This is a genomic window from Paraburkholderia sabiae, from assembly GCF_030412785.1.
GTDB lineage: Bacteria > Pseudomonadota > Gammaproteobacteria > Burkholderiales > Burkholderiaceae > Paraburkholderia > Paraburkholderia sabiae.
On record NZ_CP125296.1, the window covers coordinates 1,993,190 to 2,012,479 of the forward strand.

14 protein-coding genes are annotated in these 19,290 nt (G+C 62.0%); 1 reads left to right on the forward strand and 13 read right to left on the reverse strand.

Annotation, left to right across the window (positions count from 1 at the left end; all coding sequences use genetic code 11):
- Position 1: 1 nt before the first annotated feature.
- From QEN71_RS38370 to QEN71_RS38425, 12 genes are all read right to left on the reverse strand, one after another.
- Positions 2-265, reverse strand: a complete 264-nt coding sequence (locus QEN71_RS38370; protein WP_201649781.1) for a helix-turn-helix domain-containing protein — start codon at positions 263-265, stop codon at positions 2-4.
- 103 nt (positions 266-368) lie between these two features.
- Positions 369-1,751: a 3-oxo-isoapionate kinase OiaK gene (gene oiaK / locus QEN71_RS38375; protein WP_201649780.1), complete on the reverse strand. Its 1,383-nt coding sequence runs from the start codon at positions 1,749-1,751 to the stop codon at positions 369-371.
- Between the two features lie 7 nt (positions 1,752-1,758).
- A complete protein-coding gene (locus QEN71_RS38380; RefSeq protein WP_201649779.1) occupies positions 1,759-3,003 on the reverse strand; it encodes a ribulose-bisphosphate carboxylase large subunit family protein in 1,245 nt (414 codons plus the stop codon).
- A 43-nt stretch (positions 3,004-3,046) separates the two neighbouring features.
- Entirely contained in the window at positions 3,047-3,877 is an 831-nt protein-coding gene (locus QEN71_RS38385) for a phosphogluconate dehydrogenase C-terminal domain-containing protein (RefSeq protein WP_201649778.1), read from the reverse strand.
- A 51-nt stretch (positions 3,878-3,928) separates the two neighbouring features.
- A complete protein-coding gene (locus tag QEN71_RS38390; RefSeq protein WP_201649777.1) occupies positions 3,929-5,308 on the reverse strand; it encodes an MFS transporter in 1,380 nt (459 codons plus the stop codon).
- A gap of 130 nt (positions 5,309-5,438) precedes the next feature.
- Positions 5,439-7,388 (reverse strand): D-apionate lactonase, encoded by a 1,950-nt coding sequence (gene apnL, locus QEN71_RS38395; RefSeq protein WP_201649776.1) that lies wholly within the window; start codon positions 7,386-7,388, stop codon positions 5,439-5,441.
- A complete protein-coding gene (locus QEN71_RS38400) occupies positions 7,381-8,451 on the reverse strand; it encodes a Gfo/Idh/MocA family protein (protein ID WP_201649775.1) in 1,071 nt (356 codons plus the stop codon). The genes apnL and QEN71_RS38400 overlap by 8 nt, the downstream gene beginning before the upstream one ends.
- A gap of 3 nt (positions 8,452-8,454) precedes the next feature.
- The gene (locus QEN71_RS38405) at positions 8,455-9,522 is read right to left on the reverse strand and encodes an ABC transporter permease (RefSeq protein WP_201649774.1); all 1,068 of its coding nucleotides are present in this window, start codon (positions 9,520-9,522) and stop codon (positions 8,455-8,457) included.
- A gap of 46 nt (positions 9,523-9,568) precedes the next feature.
- Positions 9,569-11,125, reverse strand: a complete 1,557-nt coding sequence (locus tag QEN71_RS38410; protein WP_201649773.1) for a sugar ABC transporter ATP-binding protein — start codon at positions 11,123-11,125, stop codon at positions 9,569-9,571.
- Complete coding sequence (locus tag QEN71_RS38415) at positions 11,122-11,769, reverse strand: DUF2291 family protein (RefSeq protein WP_233471768.1); 648 nt, start codon at positions 11,767-11,769, stop codon at positions 11,122-11,124. Before QEN71_RS38415 ends, QEN71_RS38410 begins: the two co-directional genes overlap by 4 nt.
- 115 nt (positions 11,770-11,884) lie before the next feature.
- Positions 11,885-12,823, reverse strand: coding sequence for a D-ribose ABC transporter substrate-binding protein (locus QEN71_RS38420; RefSeq protein WP_201649771.1), 939 nt, complete (start codon positions 12,821-12,823; stop codon positions 11,885-11,887).
- 186 nt (positions 12,824-13,009) lie between these two features.
- On the reverse strand, positions 13,010-13,945 hold the full coding sequence (locus tag QEN71_RS38425) for a ketopantoate reductase family protein (RefSeq protein ID WP_201649770.1): 936 nt from the start codon (positions 13,943-13,945) through the stop codon (positions 13,010-13,012).
- A gap of 388 nt (positions 13,946-14,333) precedes the next feature.
- Between QEN71_RS38425 and QEN71_RS38430 the strand changes: the two genes are divergently transcribed.
- Positions 14,334-16,052, forward strand: coding sequence for a hypothetical protein (locus QEN71_RS38430; RefSeq protein WP_201649769.1), 1,719 nt, complete (start codon positions 14,334-14,336; stop codon positions 16,050-16,052).
- Between the two features lie 146 nt (positions 16,053-16,198).
- Here the strand turns inward: QEN71_RS38430 and QEN71_RS38435 are convergent, their stop codons facing one another.
- Positions 16,199-18,475, reverse strand: a complete 2,277-nt coding sequence (locus QEN71_RS38435) for a glycoside hydrolase family protein (protein WP_201649768.1) — start codon at positions 18,473-18,475, stop codon at positions 16,199-16,201.
- Between the last annotated feature and the right edge of the window lie 815 nt (positions 18,476-19,290).

The window sequence follows — 19,290 nt, forward strand, 5'->3', positions numbered from 1 at the left end:
CTCACCACTCCGAGACATCGGCCGACTCGACCGCACCCCGCTCCGCGAGGCGCAACTCGAGCCCGATGGCTGCGCACCAGCTGAGCAATTGTCTAAAGCTAAGCTCGTCCGGGTTCCGTTCCAGGTACGAAATACGGTTCTGACTCAAGCCGACGCGTTGCGCGACCTCCGCCTGCGTGAGCTTGCGCCGCTTGCGCGAAGCGACGAGCAGCTGACCGAGCTGGGACGCGGTCACGAGCGGACGACTGGTGGGAGCGGCAGACATAGAAATATCCGTTATTCGGCTATTTTCATTTTAGCCGCTATACGGATAAAGTCAAATTAGCCGATATACGGATATTCTGGGTTTATCCGCTATACGGCTATTTTCACGCTGCTTCGCGGCCCTCTTTCACCAGACCGAAAAACCCAGCGCCACCGATCTGCCCGCCCTTCAACACGATCTCCAGGCCGTCGCGCTGCGTCGACTTCGACCACGCGCGACACAGCGGTGCGCCCGGCGCGAGACCCGCAACGACGCTGAGCGCATCGATACCCAGCGTGCTCGCGACTTCGCCCGAACTGTCGCCGCCTGCCACGATCACGCGCTTTAACTCGACGCGATCGAGCAACCGACGCATCAGCTGCGCGAGCGCGCCGCCGACATCGCGCGCCGCCTGCTGACGCGTCAAACCCGCGTCGCGCGCGATATCGTCGAAACGAACGACAGTCGGATCGTCCGGACCTTCCGCGCTATGGACGATCGCGCTGACGCCACGCCGCAGCGCATCGGCGGCGACGGTGACGGCGCGTTCGATCTCCGCGTCGCCCGTTTGCGGATCGAGCGCGCGGCGCAAATCGAGCCGCTCGACATGAAAGCCCTGCGCGCGCGCCCACGCAATCTGCGATGCCGTGACGGGCGAGCAACTGCCGCTCACGGCGGCGATCGCATCGACGGGTTTCGCGACGGGCAGCGAAGACGTCGCGGGCAACCAGCCGCGCGAGCGCCAGTACGCGGCCAGCGCATACTGCAGCCCCGACGACGACGCGCTGAACACGCCCTCGCCGCGCTGCTCCCACACGAGCCGCCCCGCTTCGACGAGCGTTTCTTCGTCGAGCACATCGATCAGCACGGCGGGCCTGTCATCGCCGCCGAGCGCACCGACACGCGCAACGCCTTCGCCGCCGCGCAACTGCACCATGTCGATCAGTTCGATGCGGCGCGACGTCTGCCGCCCGAGATGCACGCGCAAATCCGCTTCGTCCATCGGCGTGACGGGATGACGCGACATCGTCGGATGACGATCCAGGCGATAGCCCTCGCCATTCACGGCAGCGAACAGATTGCCGAACATCTGATAGCGTTTCAGACGCGGCGCACCGATCACCATCGGCGACCAGCGCGCGCGCATCACGTTGACGCCAATATCGATGGCCGCGCCGATCGAACCGGTTTCCGGCGATGAGTCGAACGTCGAGCACACCTTGTATTGCAGAATCGGCGCGCCGAACGCCGCGAGACTCGCGAACACGGACGGCAACACGTCGCGCATCCACGCCGGATTGCGTCCCCGCGACGAACCCGCCAACCCGACGCAGCGCACATCCGGAAAGCGCGCGAGCAGATCGGGCGTCGGAGTGTCGAGACACAGCACAGTCGGCACGCCCGCCGCCGTCATCGCCTCCATCGCATCCGTCGATCCCGTGAAGTCGTCGCCGTAGTACGCGAGCAGCGGTCCCTCTGGCAGTGCTGTTTGCGCTGGATCTGTCATCGCGTGCTCACTTCCAGAAACCGAGCGCCGCGCGCAGCGCCGGATTGCGCTCGGCGTGCTTGTCGAGCGGCACGCCTTCGATGGCCGCGACCCACGCTTCGCGCAGCGCTTCCACGCCCGCCGCGACACCTTGCGGATGACCGAAGATGCCGCCGCCCGCCGTGTGGATCAGATCGGCGCGGCCGAGCGCGGCGTACGTATCGGCCGCCTGCAAACCCGTTTGTCCCGAACTGAACACGGGCATCGCCGTCATCGGCGCGCCGGGCATCACGGGCGAGAGCACGGCACGCGCCGCCGCGATCACGCTGTCGTCCGGTTCGCTGAACTTGTTGCGCAAGCCGTTCACGTGCAAGTGATCCGCGCCCGCAAGCCGCCAGATCATTTGCCACGGCGCGTAGTCCCAGCCGAGTTCGGGACTGCGCGACAGATAACCCCAACCCGCACGATGCGCGTGAATGGGCAGTTGCGCATGCTTGCGCAACTCGTGCATACCGACGAGTCCAACGGAATTGAGCACTGCCATCACGCAGGTGCCGCCATGCGCGAGCACGAGATCGTGACGCCGTCGCATCTGGTCGAGATCGCCCGTCAGATTGAACGCGACCATCGCCTTTTTGCCGGTGCGCTCGGCGTGCTCGTTGACGACGCGCATTACGGCCTTCACGCGTTCGTCGAACGGACAATGCGGACCGTCGGCCTGAAGTTCGTCATCCTTGATGAAATCGATGCCGCCTTCTACCAGCTCGCGCACCTGCTGCGCCGTCTCTTCCGGCGACAATCCGACGCTCGGCTTGATGATCGTGCCGATCAGCGGACCATGCGTGACGCCGCTCAGTTTGCGCGTACCGTCGATGCCGAACGCGGGACCGGGATACGCCGCCGCGAACGAAGGCGGCAGCGTCAAACCGGTGAGCCGCAAGCCCGACACCTGGCGCAATTCGAACAGATTGCCCGCGATCGTCGACATGAGATTCGGCAGCGACGGCCCCATGTTCTCGATCGGCCACGACAGTTCGAGCGTGCAGCGCGTGTACACGTCCGACTTCATGCCTCCCGGCAGACTCGGCGTATCGACGGTTTCGAGAATCTCGAGCCGCTCGACGCGCGCGCCCGAACGCGCCTTCAGTTCGGGCGTCTCGGTGGCCAGCGCGACGAAGGTGCCGCTCGACTGTTCGCCGGCGATCACCTCGGCGGCGCGGCGCGGATCGTCGCCCGTTTCGAGCCAGTAAGTAGCGTGAATGCGTTCGCTCACGATGCAGTCCTGTTCAATTCAAGGTCAAGGGAAAAGCCGCGCATCACGTGATGCGGCGGATGCTTTCCGCGATCTCTTCGCGTTCGAACACGCCCTTCCAGTCGTCGCGCATCAGACGCGGCTTGCCGAACTCGATCGCCTTGTTGCACGCATCGGAGAATGCGCCGGGGATTTCGTTGAAGATCACCGCGCTCAGGATGTTCATGTGGCCGAGCAGAAAATCGCGCGCGGCCTGTTCGGGCACGCCGCGCTTGACCGTTTCGTCCATCGCTTCGCGCATCACGTACAGCAGCGTCGCGCAGATCGTCTCGGACAGGCCAGGCTCCAGCAGCGCCATCTGTTCGACGGTCAAACGGTACGAACGCAAGATAGGCTGGTAGATCGTCTTCGCGACGTCTTCGCCGAGATCGAATGCGGACTCGGGGCCTTGCATCAGCGCGCTCGTGATCGACTGCTTCGCGTAAGCGCCGCCGAAGAAATCGCGGCGCGCTTTCGGATCGTCGTCGTTGTTGAAGATGATCGGGTGGCACGGATGCGCGACGAAGTACGTCAGGTCCGGCCTGTCGGGCAGATGGCCCGCGAACGGCGCAGCGGCGTCGAGCGTCATCACCATCGTGCCCGCCGGCAGCTTCGGCGCGATTTCGTGGCTGAGCTTGCCGATCAGCGTGTCGGGTATCGCGAGGATCACGACCTGCGCGCCGTCGATGGCGGCATCGACGGAGACGCAATCCACATTCAGTTCGTCCTTCAGACGCTTGCGGCCCGCTTCGCTCACTTCGACGTGCGCCACGCGATAGTCCGACTTCAGCAGGTTGCTCGACAGACGGAAGCCCATTTTTCCGCCGGCACCGATCAGTGCGATTTTCTCTTTCATCGTGTTCTCTCCTTGCAGGGATACGAGATGTTCAGGAATGTCCATGGATGTTCAGCTGGCGCGCGGATCGAGCGCGACGGCTGCGTGTTCGTCCTGTTCGCGCGTGCGGCGCTCGCTGCAGAACGCGAAGGCGAGCACGGCGCTCAGCAGCATGAAGATGCCGACGACGAACATCGCCGCGTGATACGAGCCCGTCGCGTCCTTCAGTGCGCCCGTCACGTACGGAGCGACGAAGCCCGCCAGATTGCCGACCGTGTTGATCAGCGCGATGCCGGCGGCTGCCGCTGCTCCCGACAGAAAGCGCGCGGGCAGCGCCCAGAAATTCGGCAGCGCGGAGAAGATCGCGCAGGCGGTGATCGTGATGACGGCGATGCTCGTCGACGGCGACTTCATGAAGAGCGCGAGCGGAATGCTCAGCGCGCCGACCAGCGCGGGAATACCGATGTGCCAGGCGCGCACGCCATGCTTCGTCGCGTTACGGCTCCACAGGAACAGCACGATTGCGGCGGGCAGATACGGAATCGCCGTGATGATCCCTTTCTGGAACACGTTGAAGTGCGAGCCGAACTGCGTCTCAAAGCCGCCGATGATGGTCGGCAGGAAGAACGCGAGCGCGTACAGGCCGTAGATCAGGCCGAAGTACATCAGCGAGAACATCCAGACGCGGCCGCTCGTCATCGCAGCGCTCGCGCGATGCCGATGCTGCGCGCCGTTCGCGCCGCGCTGACGCTGCTCGGCTTCGAGTTCGGCCGTGAGCCATTGCTGCTCGGCGGATGTGAGCCAACGAGCCTGCGAAGGCCGATCGCTCAGATAGAACCACGCGACGATGCCGATCACGATCGCGGGCACGGCGACGCCGAGGAACATCACACGCCATCCGGCAAGACCAAACAGCCCATGCGCTTCAATCAGCAATGCGGCGAACGGCGCGCCGATCACGATCGTCAGCGGCTGCGCGAGATAGAAAAGCGCGAGGATGTGATTGCGATGGCGCTGCGGCACCCACATGCTCAGAAACAGGATCGCGCCAGGAAAGAAGCCCGCTTCGGCGACGCCGAGCGCGAAGCGCAGCCCGTACAGCCCCGGCACGCTGCTGACCCAGGTAAAGAGCAGCGCGACGATGCCCCACGTCACCATGATCCGCGCGAGCCAGCGGCGCGCGCCGAACTTGTGCAGCGCCAGGTTGCTCGGCACTTCGAGAAAGATGTAGCCGATGAAGAACACGCCCGCCGCAAAGCCGAACTGCGCGGCGTCGAGCCCGAGATCCTTCGTCATGCCGTTCGGACCCGCGAACGAAATCGCCGTGCGGTCGAGGAAGTTGATGAAGAACATCAGCGCGACGAACGGCACGAGGCGCAGCGAAACCTTGCGGATAGTCGAGCGCTCCAGCTCGCTCGGGTTGGCCTTGTCAGCGTGTGGGGCAGTTTGCATTGCGTCTCCTTGATCGGTCTCGCGACTCTGTGCCTTCGAACAGATCACTCGTGTGATGTGCTGGTGTGATGAGTAGACCATCATGAATAAAAAATAGGCACTGGGTTTACTACCGACACCTTTCTTCAGTTCATTTGTCCGTCGTCGCAATCACGCAGGCGAACGGGCTCAGCGTGATGCGCTGTTCTGCTGGCAAAAGGCGAAACGGCTCGTCGCTTCCTTTGCCTTGCAGTGATTGTTCGTCGATTGCGAGTGCCTGTAGCGGCGCATCGGTTATGCCGCGCAGATCGAATCGCACTTCCTGCCGTGAGTCGGTCAGATTCGCGATCAGCAGATGCAACTGTCCTTGTGCATCACGCGCCGCCACGCACGCGATCTCGCGCGGAATCACGCCCGCGCACACGAGTCGCGTCGCGCCCGCCATGCGCGCGAGCGCCTTCGCGACATCGAACATCGGATAGGGCCGCACGCCATCGCTGACATCGCTGACATCGCTGACATCGGCGAGACCGCGCGCGCCCGTGAGCGCGCCGAGCGTCAGCGTGTCGATGCGCGCGCCCGCCAGCGCCGCTGCATACCCCGCGAGCCACGCACCGCCGAACAACGCGCGCTGGCGTGGATCGCACGCGGCCATCGCGATACGCTCGCCGTGCGGATTCGGCATCGTCCGCGAACCGTACGGGTTCTGGCGCATTCCGATCGATACAGGACCAATCGAATACGGCTGCTGCGCGCCGATCAGCGCGCGGCATGAGCGCGTGATGTGCGGAATGGCTTCGAGCGTCTGCATGACGCTGCGATCGTCGGCGGCGTGGACGATCGGACAGGTCGCGTGCGTCGTCCAGTCGACGAGTTCGAGCGGCGGACGCTTGCGATTGAGTTCGGTGAAATAGCTCAACATGCCGCCGCCGATCCGCAGTTGCGGAAACGCACGGCGCGCTTCGCGATACACATCGTCGAGCGCGGGACACGGCGGGCTGATGCTGCCAGGCGGATTCGACTGCCGATGCACAGACGGACTCACGACGATGCCCGTCAACTCGATGCGTGACGCCGCGATCAACGAAGACAACGCTTCAAGTTCCGCACGCGGCGCATCGACGCCTGGCAACGCGTATTCGAGCACGCACGGAATCGCGCTTTGGCGCTGCAAAGCCGTGAAGCGTTCGAGTTCGTGCAAGCCGTCGCCTGCAGTCGGATCAAAGCTGAGCGTCAGTTGATGCGGACTCAGTTCCTTTAGCAAAGACAGATGCCCGAGCGTCGGATCGATTTCGTCTGCTGCGACTGCGATGCCGAGCCTGGGCATCGGTTCATCGCCTGTTTCGAATGTGATCACGCAATCATGCGTTGCGAGCGGCTCACGCTCCGCAGATACACGCTCTTCGACATGAAGCGTCACGGTCTGCGTCATCGTCGCGCCTGCGTCGAGCGTGAAAGGCCACGGCAATGCCAGCGGCCGCGAATACGTCTTGAACGATGCATCCGACCAGTTGCGCTGATCCTCCATTTCGAACACATCGCCCGCGAACGAACAGCGCACCGTGAGTCCGCACGGCATGTCGTGTTCGATCGAGCGAATATCCTTGAACGGTTGCCACGGATCGATCAGCGCGGGAAACGCCACGCTTTCACATGTGCCGTCGCTGTGTTCGACGCGCGCCGGCACACCCGCCACGCCGTCGAGCGGATGCAGCACGCAGAAGCCACAACGCGCGGTGAGAAACGCATCGTGTGCGGTGACGGTCGCGCTGAACGAAAGCGCGCCATCGCCCGCACAATCCATCGACAACACGTAGCTCAATGCGTGTCCATCGGGATTCGTGCAATGCGCGCGATACGCAACGCGAAAACCGCTTTCCGTCTGATCGATCTCGAAGCCGCTCAACACCGGACGGCACGTGCCCCAATCCTTGTCGCGCACGAGAAACGCAACGGCGCGAATCACTTCGACGTCGCGATAACGGATCTCATGCAACGCGCCGTCGATCAGAAGCGCGGACCACGGTCCGGCTTGCAAACGCTGCGCTTCGTCGACAGGTTGATTCGTGCCGTAGTAGAGCGTCGCGAGATCCTCACTCATTGCGCGGCCTTTCAAGTTCGCGCAAATCCACGCTACGCCCTTCACGCGCAGACAGATATGTCGCTTCGACAAGCGCGAGCGTGCGCAGATTATCGCGGCCGCTAGTCGCGGGTTCGCGTCCGCTGCGCAAACAGTCGATCCAGTGCGACTGGATATTCAGCACGCTGCCCTGAATCGCTTGCCACGGCGAACTCATCCACGACAACGCGGGTGGCGTTGCATCGCGTATCTCAGTGCCCGTTGCTGCATGAATCTGCAACTGATAATCCGCCATCAATCGCAACGTACCCGCCGAACCGTCCACTTCAATCAGCGTCTGCGGAAACAGCTCATGCGGCAAGCGCGTCGCATAGCTGCAATCGACGATGCTGTTCACACCGCTTTCGTGACACAACATGATCGTCGCGACATCTTCACCCTTGATAGCCGCATTGACGCGCGACGTGCTCGCCGTCACGCGCGTCGCATCGCCGAACAGAAAGCGCGCGATATCGAGAATATGTATGCCGAGATCTTCGACGATAAAGCGCTCGCCTTCTGCCAGATAAGGCTGCCCGCTGAACACATCGAACGCCGAGCGAAACGACACACGGCCCCAGAACGGCGTGCCAATCAACCCTGACTCCAAGGCCGCGCCGACAGCCTGAATCGCGCTTTGCCAGCGGAAGTTTTCGTGCACCATCAGCGGCACGTTCGCTTCCTTGCATGCCGAAACCATCGCGCGCGCATCGTCGAGCGTGCGCGCGAACGGCTTCTGGCAAATCGTTGCAACGCCATGAGACGCCGCGAGTTCAACGAGCGCGCGATGACTCGCAACCGTCGTCGCGATGTCGACGAAATCGAGGCGTTCTTCGCGGAACATCTCGGCAGCATCGGTGTAAAGACGCTCGATACCGAACTCGCGGCCCGCAGCATGCAAACGCGCTTCGTCCGCATCGCACAGCGCGACGATCTTCGCGCGTTCGATATCGCGCCACGCATGCAGATGATTGCGCGCGAAAAATCCACAGCCGATCAGCGCGCCGTGATAAGTCTCGCGATCCCGAAGCGTCGATACGCTCATCGTTCACGCTCCCGTCGCGGCCTGTTTCTGCAGCGCGAAGCGTTGCTGCACGCGGCGCTGAATCTGATCGACGACGACAGCAGCCACGATCACCACGCCCTTGATGACCGTCTGCCAGAACGAGCTGACGCCCATCATCACGAGGCCATCGGACAGAATGCCGATCACGAACGCACCAATGATCGTGCCGCCGATCTTGCCGCGCCCGCCCGACATCGACGTACCGCCGAGCACGGCTGCCGCGATTGCGTTGAGTTCGAAGGTTTCGCCGCTCATCGGATGCGATGCGACCAGTTCGGACGAGATGATCAGCCCGACAATCGCCGCGCACAATCCCGAGAACATATAGACGAACATCTTCACGCGGTTCACGCGCACGCCGGAGAGTTGCGCCGCGCGCTCGTTGCTGCCGATCGCGTAGATCTGCCGCCCGAGCGGCGTGCGTCCCGCGATGTAAGCGGCAATCGCGCCCACTACGACGAGCAGCCAGATCGTCAACGGAATGCCGAGGATCGACGCGCTGCCGAGTATCGGGAAACCCGTCGTGCCGTAGTCGGGATTGCCCGTCAGGTTCGGAAACGTCTCGCCACCCGACGACAGCAACGCCGCGCCGCGCGCGATATACAAGGTGCCGAGCGTCGCGATGAACGGCGCAACGTTCAGACGAGTAATCAGCAAGCCGTTGATTGCACCTACGGCTACGCCCGTCAGCAGCGCGGCTACGATCGTTTCGGGCACGCTCAGATACAGCGTGTATTGATCGCCGATGGGAATGCCATGCAGGATCAGCCCGCCCGCCACCATGCCGGACAAGCCGACGATCGAGCCGACAGAAAGATCGATGCCGCCCGCGACGATCACAAAGGTCATGCCGATCGCGAGGAACGCATTCAGCGCGACGTGCCGCGACATGATCAGCAGATTTTCGATGCTCAGAAAGTTGTGCGCGGCGAACGAGAAAAAGATCGCCACGGCAAAGAGCGCGATGAACGTGCGCAATTTGAGCAGCAGCAGAAGCGGTGCTTCGCCGAGGCTCGCGCCCGGTGCTTCGCCCTTGATAGCCATCGTCATGAATTATCTCCAGTGTGTTGCTGGATCAGCTTTGAAACGCGCCGCGTCAGGCTGCGGCGCGTTGATCGGGTAGCGCCGTGCGGTGGCCGACGGCAGAGGCCGCGACGAGCGCATCCTGGGTCGCTTCGGAAGCGTCGAACTCAGCCGTCACGCGTCCGTTCGACATCACGAGAATGCGGTCCGACAGCGCCATCACTTCTTCGAGATCGGACGTCACGAACAGAATGCCGAGTCCCTTCACCGCGAGATCGCGCATCACCTTGAAGATGTCGGCCTTCGCGCCGACGTCGATGCCGCGGCTCGGCTCGTCCATCAGCAGCACTTTCGGCGTCGTCATCAGTGCGCGCGCGATGATCACCTTCTGCTGGTTACCGCCCGACAGCGAACTCACGGGCAACCGCCAGTCAGCGACCTTGATCGCGAGATCGCGGATGTATTGCGTGATCGAACGCTGTTCGCGCTGCGTGCTGATATGAAACGCGCGCGCGAAGTCGGCGAGACTGGAGATCGTCATGTTGTCGCCGATCGAGAGAATCGGCAGCAACGCGTCGGCTTTACGATCTTCGGGAATCAGTGCGAGTCCTTCAGCGACGCGCCGCGCAATCGGCTTGCCAGCGAGCGGTTTGCCGTCCAGCACGATATCGCCCGTCGCGAGCGAATGGCAGCCGAGTATGCATTCGAACAGTTCGGAACGCCCCGCGCCCATCAGCCCGTAAATGCCGACGATCTCGCCTGCATGCAGCGACAGCGACACGTGATCGACCAGCAGTCCGCTGCCCTTGCGCGGCAGGCACACGTCGCGCACCGTCAGCACTTCGGCGCCGCGCTCGTGACCGATCGGCCGCGAAAAATCCTTCGTGTCGCGGCCGACCATCTGACGCACGATCCAAGGCACGTCGACTTGCGTCATCGGCTGATTGCCGGTGATGCGTCCGTCGCGCAGCACGGTGATGTAATCGCCTATTCGAACCAGTTCTTCGAGCCGGTGCGAGATATAAACGATTGCGACGCCATGCGCCTTCAGATCCGCGATCACCTGAAACAGCACTTCGACTTCGGCCGCGCTTAGCGCCGAAGTCGGTTCGTCGAGAATCAGCACGCGTGCATCGTGCGCGAGCGCCTTCGCGATTTCGACGAGTTGCTGCTGACCGATGCGCAAATCTTCGACGAGCGTATCCGGGCTCACATCCAGTTCGAGACGTTTGAGCAGTTCGCGCACCTTGCGCCGCTGCGCATCGGCATCGATATCGATACCTGCACGCGTGATTTCATGCGCGATGAACACGTTCTCGGCGATCGTCAGATTCGGGAACAGATTCAGTTCCTGAAACACGATGCCGATACCATGCCGCAACGCGTCCGCGCTGCTCGTCAACTCGATCGGCTTGCCGTCGAGCAGCAGACGGCCCGTGCTCGGCTGTTCCGCGCCAGCGATGATCTTCATCAGCGTCGACTTGCCTGCGCCGTTCTCGCCGACCAGCACGTTGACAGCTGCGCGCCGCACCGCGAAGTTGACTTCCTTCAACGCGACCGTGCCCGGATACACCTTCGTCACGCCTTCGACGTGAAGGATCACGTCGTCCACGTCTGCGGTCTCGCTCATGACTTGCCTCCGAGCGCGACGGCAAGCGGCACGATCTCCGGCTGATCCGCCGACGAATCGTATGAGAACGTGCCCGTCACGGTGACAGGCTTGCCTTTGAGCGCATCGCGCGGCAGCGGCTTCATCACGTGCGTGGCCGCGTAGCTGTTCAGCGCGGTGCCGAACTGCGCGTATTCGATCTGATTGCGAAAGCTCGTGAAGGAAATGAAGTCGAGCGTATCGCGCAACGTGGTGCCGAGCACAGTCGGACCGATATCGACGATCACATCGGCCTTGCCGTCTCCGTCGATATCGACGCCCACCGTGCCCTGGCTCGATTGCGTGTCGACGTCGACGATCGTGCCGTGCAGCTTCGTCGGGAAATTCCACGGCGCGCCGTCGTCCTTGCCGCGATAGCCGTATTTCTTGCCCGCCGCGTCGGGGTCCGCCTTGATCGCGTCGCGCAACGTCGCGTAGTCGGTCGCGCGTTTTTCGACGTCGGGCACGATCTTCGTGCTCCACATCGACGCGACCATCGCGTTCGGATCGTAGCCCGCCGACGCATACGCATCGCGCGGGTTCTTCGACGACTGTGCGTCGTGTTTGACCAGCTTGCAGCCTTGCAACGCCCCGCTCGAGGCAATCAACGCGATCGCCGCGTACATGCAACCTCTCATGGATGACCTCTCGGTACGCCGGATGAGAAAACTGATGCGTGGTGCAGACGGTAACGCATGAGAAGGAGATGCGCGCGGCATCTCCTTGTCACGACGTTGTACGTTAACGCAGCGCGAACATGTCGAGCTTGCCCGCGTTCGTCTTCGTGATCAGCGAACAGTTGATCAGCTGCTTTTCCGGCTTGCCCGTCGAACCCGTCTTCATGTACTTGTCCGCCTGATCGACGGCTTCTGTCGCGGCCTGCGCGGCGGGTTGCAGCACCGTCGCGCGGATGTCGTTGCGCATGATCGCGTCGCGCACATCGTTGCTGCCGTCGAAGCCGACGACGATCACATCGGAACGCTTCGCCGCCTTCAATGCAGCCGATGCGCCCATCGCCATCGTGTCGTTGCCTGCAATCACGCCCTTGATGTCCGGATGGCTCTGCAAAATGGTTTCCATCACGCGATACGCTTCCGTCTGGCTCCAGTTCGCCGATTGCCGCTCGACCATCTTCATGCCCGTGAACTGATCGATCACGTCGTGATAGCCCTTCGAACGGATGCCCGCGTTGATGTCCGCCTCGCGCCCGACGAGTTCCACATAGTTGCCCTTCTCGCCCAGCGCCTTCACGAATGCGCGGCCGCCGAGCTGCGCGCCCTGATAGTTGTTCGACACGATCTGCGATACGGCGATGCCCGTCGCGTTGATTTCACGGTCGATCAGGAACGACGGAATGCCCGCCGCCTTCGCCTTTTTGACGGCGGCAATCGACGCTTCGGAGCCGGCGTTGTCGAGAATGATCGCCTTCGCGCCGCGCGCGATGGCCGTATCGACGAGATTCGATTGCTTGTTGGCGTCGTCGTCGTGGACGAGGACGATCGTGTCGTAGCCGAGCGACTTCGCGCGCGCGTTCGCGGTGTCGGCTTCCGCCTTGAAGAAGGGGTTGTCGTGTGAGGGCGTAATGATGGCGATCAGGTTCGCCGCCTGCGCGGCGCCGCTCGCGCCGACGACCGTCAAGGTGGTCAACGCGAGCGCGAGCCACCGCTTCGATGCTTTCATCGTCTTGTCTCCAGTCTGGTTAAACGCCTGTGCACTACATAAAACCAGTCGACGGTCGTTTGTTTTGTATGGCTATTACCGACTCATCACATGTGCCGTCATGATGTCATCATACCAGCTAGCATCTACTCGACAAGGAGAATCGCGCCAGGGTTTTCGCCTAGCGCTGTTTGTTGGTGCGGCGCTTTACGCGAGTGCTGGCGCCGCCAGCTTGCGATCACTGGCGAGCGGACTGCCGACCACTCGCACCATCATCAGCAACAGATGATTGACGGGCGTCGCGATGCCCAGGGCCGCGCCGCGTCGAACGATATGACCATTCAGATGTTCGATTTCGCTGGGCCGGTTCGCCGCGATGTCGTGGGCAGTCGATGAATATTGGCCTGCCGGGATCGTCGCCATGATTCGCGCGACCGTCCCGTCCACATCACAGGACACGTTCACGCCGTCCGCGCTCGCCACCGCGATGCATTCCGCCACGATGTCGCGCATGGCCGAAGCCACCGACGTTCCGCCGCGTCGGCAAAGCTCGCCGAACGGCACTTGCACGAGCGCAGACACCGCGTTGTAAGCGCAGTTCAACATGAGCTTTTCCCACAGCGCGCCGCGCACATTCGCGGAGATCGTCGTCGAAATGCCGGCGGCACTGAGCATTTGCGCGAGTCGCTCGCTGGATTGACCGGGCTCGACGATCAGATCGCCGCCTCCGTGATGCCGGACGTGACCCGCGCCTTGCATCGCCGATCCGACATAAACGACAGCGGCCAGCACTTCGCGATTGACGATTGCGCGCACCCGCCCGGCATTGTCGACGCCGTTTTGCAGCGTGACGATCACCGCATCCTCCGACACGTAGGGCTTCATCGAGGCGGCGGCTTCTTCCGTATCGGTCGACTTGACGCAGAACAGAATCAACTCCGCGTCCGCGACGCCGGACGCGTCGGTGCACGCGTCGACTTGAATGAACTCGTCGAAAGAGGCTGATGCGAACCGCAGTCCGTCACGCCTGATTACCGATACATGATTCTGCCGCCCAATCAACGTGACGTCGTGCCCTGCTCTGGCGAGCAAGCCTCCCGCAAAGCAGCCTATCGCGCCAGCACCCATTACCGCTATTTTCATTTCGACCTCTAGAAATCGGACTGTTTTCGAAGCACGCGTGACGCGCCGTGTCAGGACTTCACGCGTCATCACCTCTTCACAACACGCAGTCCGGGCGAATATTCCACGCGTCAGTCCATGCGTTCGTGTCGATTAAAAGCGCCGAAGTTATCTTCCGTATTTCCATGGCGTAACGAAATGTATCGACGGGCATCGCGCGTTGCGCCCTTGCGTTCACCAAAAATTCATCCGTCCAGCTTCGGTTCAGTCAGCGTTCTTTCGGCCCGCCGTGCGTTCACATCGGTGTTGCACACAACAATTCGCAGGCAAGCACGGGACAGCCCGACGCCGCTTGCCGATGCCGAAGTCAAAGCGCCGCTTCCGAAACTTCAATCACGGAACCCAAGTCATGGCCCCAATCAGAATCACGTCGCGTTCTTCCGTCGATTCAAACGCAAGCACGACGGGAACATCGACGCCGAAGTCGGGTGAAAGCAGACTGAGCCAGCGCTCGTCGCCGCAATTCGATGCGCTGAGCAAGCGGCCGTCGTCGCCACGGCCGGGACCGAACGAGGCATCGACATCGTCCGCGCCGATGCGAACGGACAAGCCGCTGCCGTCTGTTCCTCCCAACGAGCCCGCGCCGAAGCCGCCCGCCGCCAGCGCTTCCGGGCAACGTCCCGCGAAGCCGCTTCCTGCGATTCCCGGCAAACCCGGCAACGTCCATTCGTTCGTGCCGCCGAAGGCCGAATCGGGCGGCGGCTTCGCGCGCTTCGCCAACATGCTCGGCGCGAACAGAAAGGGCGTGCACGCGGTCGGCCTCGCCAGCAAGAAGCCGATGAACAACATATTGAATGCCGCGTCGTCCAACGAGCACGGCAAGTTTGCCTACGATGCCGCGCCCGCGACCGAACTCGTCAACGCCGCCGCGTCGGGTTCTACCGCGATGGCCGCGCACAACATCAGCAAGCGCTATGGAAACAAGGTCAACGACATGCTCGCCGCCGACGTCGCACGTTTTGAAGCGGCGAGCAGCATGGCGGGCACACCGGGCGCGTCGCTCAATCAAGGCCTCGTCAAGCCCAAGGAACTGACGCCCGCGCAAGAACTTGCATTCAGGCGCAATCCGTCAGTCCCCGAAAATCAGCTAATCACCAAAGACGCCAAAGGCAACTGGCAATACGACAAGGCCAAACTCACGCGAATCGCCAAAGACACGTCACATCCCGACTCGACACACGCGCGCGATGTCCTCGCGACGATGAGCATCGCGGAAAACAAGGGCAAACAGCGACGCGGCGCCGCGCTCGCGACGCTGGGCTCGGGCATCGGCGTGGCCGCGACCACGGCGCAGATCGTCGGCACGCACGGCGCGATTACGCCTGCGCTGGTGGCCGGGCATGCGGGACTCGGCGGCAAGGAGGCGCTCGAACTGAAAAAGCCCTTCGTCGAAGCGCGGCAAGACATGCGCAATGAGAAGAGCGACGAGGTACTCCGTCACGTCAATCGACGGATGGACGAACTGCCGCCTTTACCCGCGGATGCACCGATCGGCGCCAAGGCTGGCGCGTATGCCGTAGCCTATGAAAGCGCGCGCCGCAACGCTGCGCAGCAGAACAATTTCGGCTTCAGGATTCCCGGCAGCATGATCAATGACCGCAAGTCGGCGACAGTCAAATCCGACGCGCAGGATCTCGCGAACAAACACATCAGCAGCATCGCGCAGAACGGCATAAAGGCCGCGAGCGAAAACAGCCTGACGCAGCTCGGCAGCGTCGACAAGGAACTCAATCTCACGAAGTCGCAGCGCGAGAAGCGCGCGATGGAGCACATCAACGGCGACGCCGATCTGAAAGCGGTTCACACGCTTTTGACTGATACGGGCATCCCGCGAGGCGAAGCGGCGATGCTGATGTCGAAGATGAGCGAGCATTCGCTGTCCGCGCGCAAGGCCGACGCTGCGCCCGCGCCCGCCAAAGCCACTGCCGATGCCGATGAAAAACCGCTGACGCCAGCTGAAGAACGCACGAAGATCGCGGACATCATCGGTGAGCCGACGCTTAAGCCGGCCGATCCTGTAAAGGATGCGGAAGGCAAGATCAAGTCGGGCCTTGCGCTCAGGTCGTGAACGCCGAGACGTTGCGTTGCATGCGCGTTTTGCATGCGCGTTTTGCAAACATACACATGCCCTGAAAACAAAAATGCGCCACCCCGGTATCGGGATGGCGCATTTTTTCGTGCGTTGCTACGTGACAGCCTTCCGGCTATCGACGCTTACTGACCCGTGTAGCCAACAGGCACGGTCGAGTTGCCCTTCGCAATCGTCGCGTTGTTCGACACGATGTACTGCGGCACTTCCGTCAGCGTCAGCGACACCTGACCGTTCGAGTACGCAACCGTGCTGACATTGCCGTAGCCGTCGATCTTCGTCACGTTGCCCGACGTGCCCGGATTGTCCACCTGCAGCGAATAAGCCTGCGAGTACGTCTGGCTATACGTGCCGTTGACAGGCCACTGCGCGTTGCTGTGCGTCCATGCTGCCGTCACGACCTTGCCGTTGCCCAGTTGCTGGAACGCGAAGGCGAAGACACCCGACGGCGAGCCCTTGATGCGGCCCAGCGTGTTCGTGCCGTCCAGCACTCGCGTCATCGTGGCGAACGCCATTGCTTCAGGCTTCGGCGACAGGTTCGATGCACCGAACGAGCCTTGCGCGTTGTTCAGGTCGAAGAACGAACCGTAGCCGACTTCACCCGGATAGTCCGGACCGTAGAACAGCGTCGTCATCTGCGCGCCGGAACCCAGCGTGATGATGTGCGAGCGCACGCCCACTGCCGCATGGGCGAACAGCTGGTTCTGCGACGGCACCGTCGGACCGTAAGCGAGACCCGGATCGTAGCTCGTGCCCGCTTCCGTGAAGAACAGCTTCATGTTCGGCTTGCCGGCCTGCATCACCTGACGCAGCTGCGCGATCTGGTTGTCGAGCGCGTTCGCCTGGTTCGCCGGGCTCGGATCCGAGTCGTACTGCTCAGGCGGATGCGCCGGATACGTACCTGCGTTCCAGTAACCGTGCGTCGACACCGCGTCGATGTAGTTCCACAGACCGAGCGCACCGAACTTCTTCAGATAGCCTGCCGTGCAGGTATCGCAGTTCGCGGCGAACGGATTGCCCGTGCCCATCACGATTGCGTTCGGGTCCGTCGAGTGGATGCCCTGATACGCAGCCTTGTACATCGCGACGAAGTTCGCGTCGCTGTCGGCCCATGCGAGGCTCGGTTCCCACGTCACCTGATAGTAGTTGTTCTTCTGGTTCGGGTAGTTCGCCGCGCGGATCAGGCTCGTGTCCGTGCCGACCTTCGCCATGAAGTTCTGGAATTCGTTCAGATCCTTCGGTGCGTAGTAGCTGTCCGTGAACTGGCCCGTCTTCGAGTTCCATGCGGGAATGCCGTCGAGACGCACGATACGCATCTGGTCCGGGTTCGCCTTATAGAACGGATCGAGGTCGCTGACGTTCGGCGTGTACGTGTTCGGGCCATTCGGCTCCATCGCCGACTGCTGACGGTCGTCGATCGTCCACGTGATGCCGAGTGCATGCAGCGCAGCGATGTTGCCGTTGAAGCCCTGCATGCCGAAGCGATGCTGGTCCTGATTCGCATACGTCACCGTGCCGAGCGCCGACGACAGGTTCGGCAGCACGCCGAACGTCGCGATACCCGTCGGACGCGTGCCGCTATGCGGCAGCGTGCCGCCGTTCGCGCGCAGCGTGGCCGTGATCGCGCCATAGCCCGACCACGTCGAAGCGCACGAGATCGTGTTGGTCTGAACGCCGGCGCTTACGGGGAAGCTGCCTTGCGTCTTGATCGCACCATTCGAATCGGCGATCGACCAGACCACGGTATCCGCATTCGGCGCGTTCGTCGTGATGGTGACGTTGAACGGCGTGTTGTTCTTGAACACGCGCAGACCGTCGGTGGTCGGCGTATCGGCCGTGATCAGGCCGTTGGCCGTGCCGCCCGCTTTTTGCGTAGGCGTGCCGCACGAGAGTGACGAGCTGCCTGCGGGTGCCGGCGTGGCTGCGGGTGACGGCGCGGGAGCCGGCGTCGGAGTGGGTGTCGGCGTGGGGGTAGGCGTCGGCGTCGGCGTCGGGGTGGGCGTCGGCGTCGGCGTCGGTGTCGGGGTGGGCGTAGGCGTCGGAGCCGGTGTCGGCGCCGGAGCGGGCGACGGCGTCGGCGTAGCCGCGACCGCATGCACCCAGCACGACTTTCCGTAACCGTATGCGGGGTCGGTCTGCGAAACCGCGCCCACGTAACAGCCCACGCCGTTGGTAAACGTGCGCGGCGCAGTCAGCATCACCGAAGGCGCGTTAGGCGGCACAGCGCCGAACACCACGGCGCCCGTTCCGAGGAACGAGCAATTGCCATTTTCCTTGCCGCACAGCGTGTATTGCTGTCCTGCGACAGTGATCGACGTTGCCTGAGCGTGCGCCTGTTGCGCACCGAACGACGTCAGCACGGTTGCCGATGCAACCCCCACTACTTTCCAATATTTCATCATAGTCCGTTGATCTCGCTGAGAGTCTTTTTCCCCGAAGGTCCAGCAAGATCGTTCACAAATCGTCCCGCTGTGGCGTTATCGAATACAACCCGCGTTATGTATTTATTACGGATTACTTACTATTGAATACGCATACGAGCAGAGCATTCGCTCATGCACCGCCGCATGCGCTTGCCAGGAACATACGGAAACCTTGCGCTCTCGCGTGAGGAGAGTTCCGTATGTATCTGGCATCAGACCGGATGTCGTGTCGCGCGAGTCGCGCAAAAAACTCCTGCGATTAGGAATCCTTAGCGCTGACTCAACCTTCTTGCGTTTGTTGACAGCAGCATGCCGCCACGAACCCTTCCGGTTCGATGGAATCGATGCACATCTGTGGATCGGGCGCACCCCGCGTTTTGCATCTCCGCGGTCAACATCGACGCGGAACCTGCAAATGCACGCCCGAAAGAGACGAAACGGCGATTTGCTATGCGCAAGTACTACAGGTACTAATTACTGAGACTCGTACCCCGATAAGTATTAATTACAGAAACTTTCAAGGCAGACGAATTATAAACGTTTCATTCGTGTAACGTTGCCCGCGAAAATCAGAAAAGGTTAAATAGCCGGTAATATCGGGAAATTATCGAGATATGCTTCCGTGAAGCGACGTCACGAAGGGAAGATTCACCTCCGATCGCCCAGAAAAAGTAAATTCATGATCGATATGGTTATTTTTTTGGTTTTTTCGTAATACAAATAACCGATTTATGCATTTTTTCCATACCGCGGATGATTAATTTGAATATCCGGGATTTCCACTACGGGCGTAT

Bases quoted from the DNA above. Each gene is read 5' to 3' on its own strand.
- QEN71_RS38370 (WP_201649781.1), bottom strand. From the start codon at position 265: ATGTCTGCCGCTCCCACCAGTCGTCCGCTCGTGACCGCGTCCCAGCTC.
- oiaK (WP_201649780.1), bottom strand. From the start codon at position 1,751: ATGACAGATCCAGCGCAAACAGCACTGCCAGAGGGACCGCTGCTCGCG.
- QEN71_RS38385 (WP_201649778.1), bottom strand. From the start codon at position 3,877: ATGAAAGAGAAAATCGCACTGATCGGTGCCGGCGGAAAAATGGGCTTC.
- QEN71_RS38390 (WP_201649777.1), bottom strand. From the start codon at position 5,308: ATGCAAACTGCCCCACACGCTGACAAGGCCAACCCGAGCGAGCTGGAG.
- apnL (WP_201649776.1), bottom strand. From the start codon at position 7,388: ATGAGTGAGGATCTCGCGACGCTCTACTACGGCACGAATCAACCTGTC.
- QEN71_RS38400 (WP_201649775.1), bottom strand. From the start codon at position 8,451: ATGAGCGTATCGACGCTTCGGGATCGCGAGACTTATCACGGCGCGCTG.
- QEN71_RS38405 (WP_201649774.1), bottom strand. From the start codon at position 9,522: ATGACGATGGCTATCAAGGGCGAAGCACCGGGCGCGAGCCTCGGCGAA.
- QEN71_RS38410 (WP_201649773.1), bottom strand. From the start codon at position 11,125: ATGAGCGAGACCGCAGACGTGGACGACGTGATCCTTCACGTCGAAGGC.
- QEN71_RS38415 (WP_233471768.1), bottom strand. From the start codon at position 11,769: ATGTACGCGGCGATCGCGTTGATTGCCTCGAGCGGGGCGTTGCAAGGC.
- QEN71_RS38420 (WP_201649771.1), bottom strand. From the start codon at position 12,823: ATGAAAGCATCGAAGCGGTGGCTCGCGCTCGCGTTGACCACCTTGACG.
- QEN71_RS38425 (WP_201649770.1), bottom strand. From the start codon at position 13,945: ATGAAAATAGCGGTAATGGGTGCTGGCGCGATAGGCTGCTTTGCGGGA.
- QEN71_RS38430 (WP_201649769.1), top strand. From the start codon at position 14,334: ATGGCCCCAATCAGAATCACGTCGCGTTCTTCCGTCGATTCAAACGCA.
- QEN71_RS38435 (WP_201649768.1), bottom strand. From the start codon at position 18,475: ATGATGAAATATTGGAAAGTAGTGGGGGTTGCATCGGCAACCGTGCTG.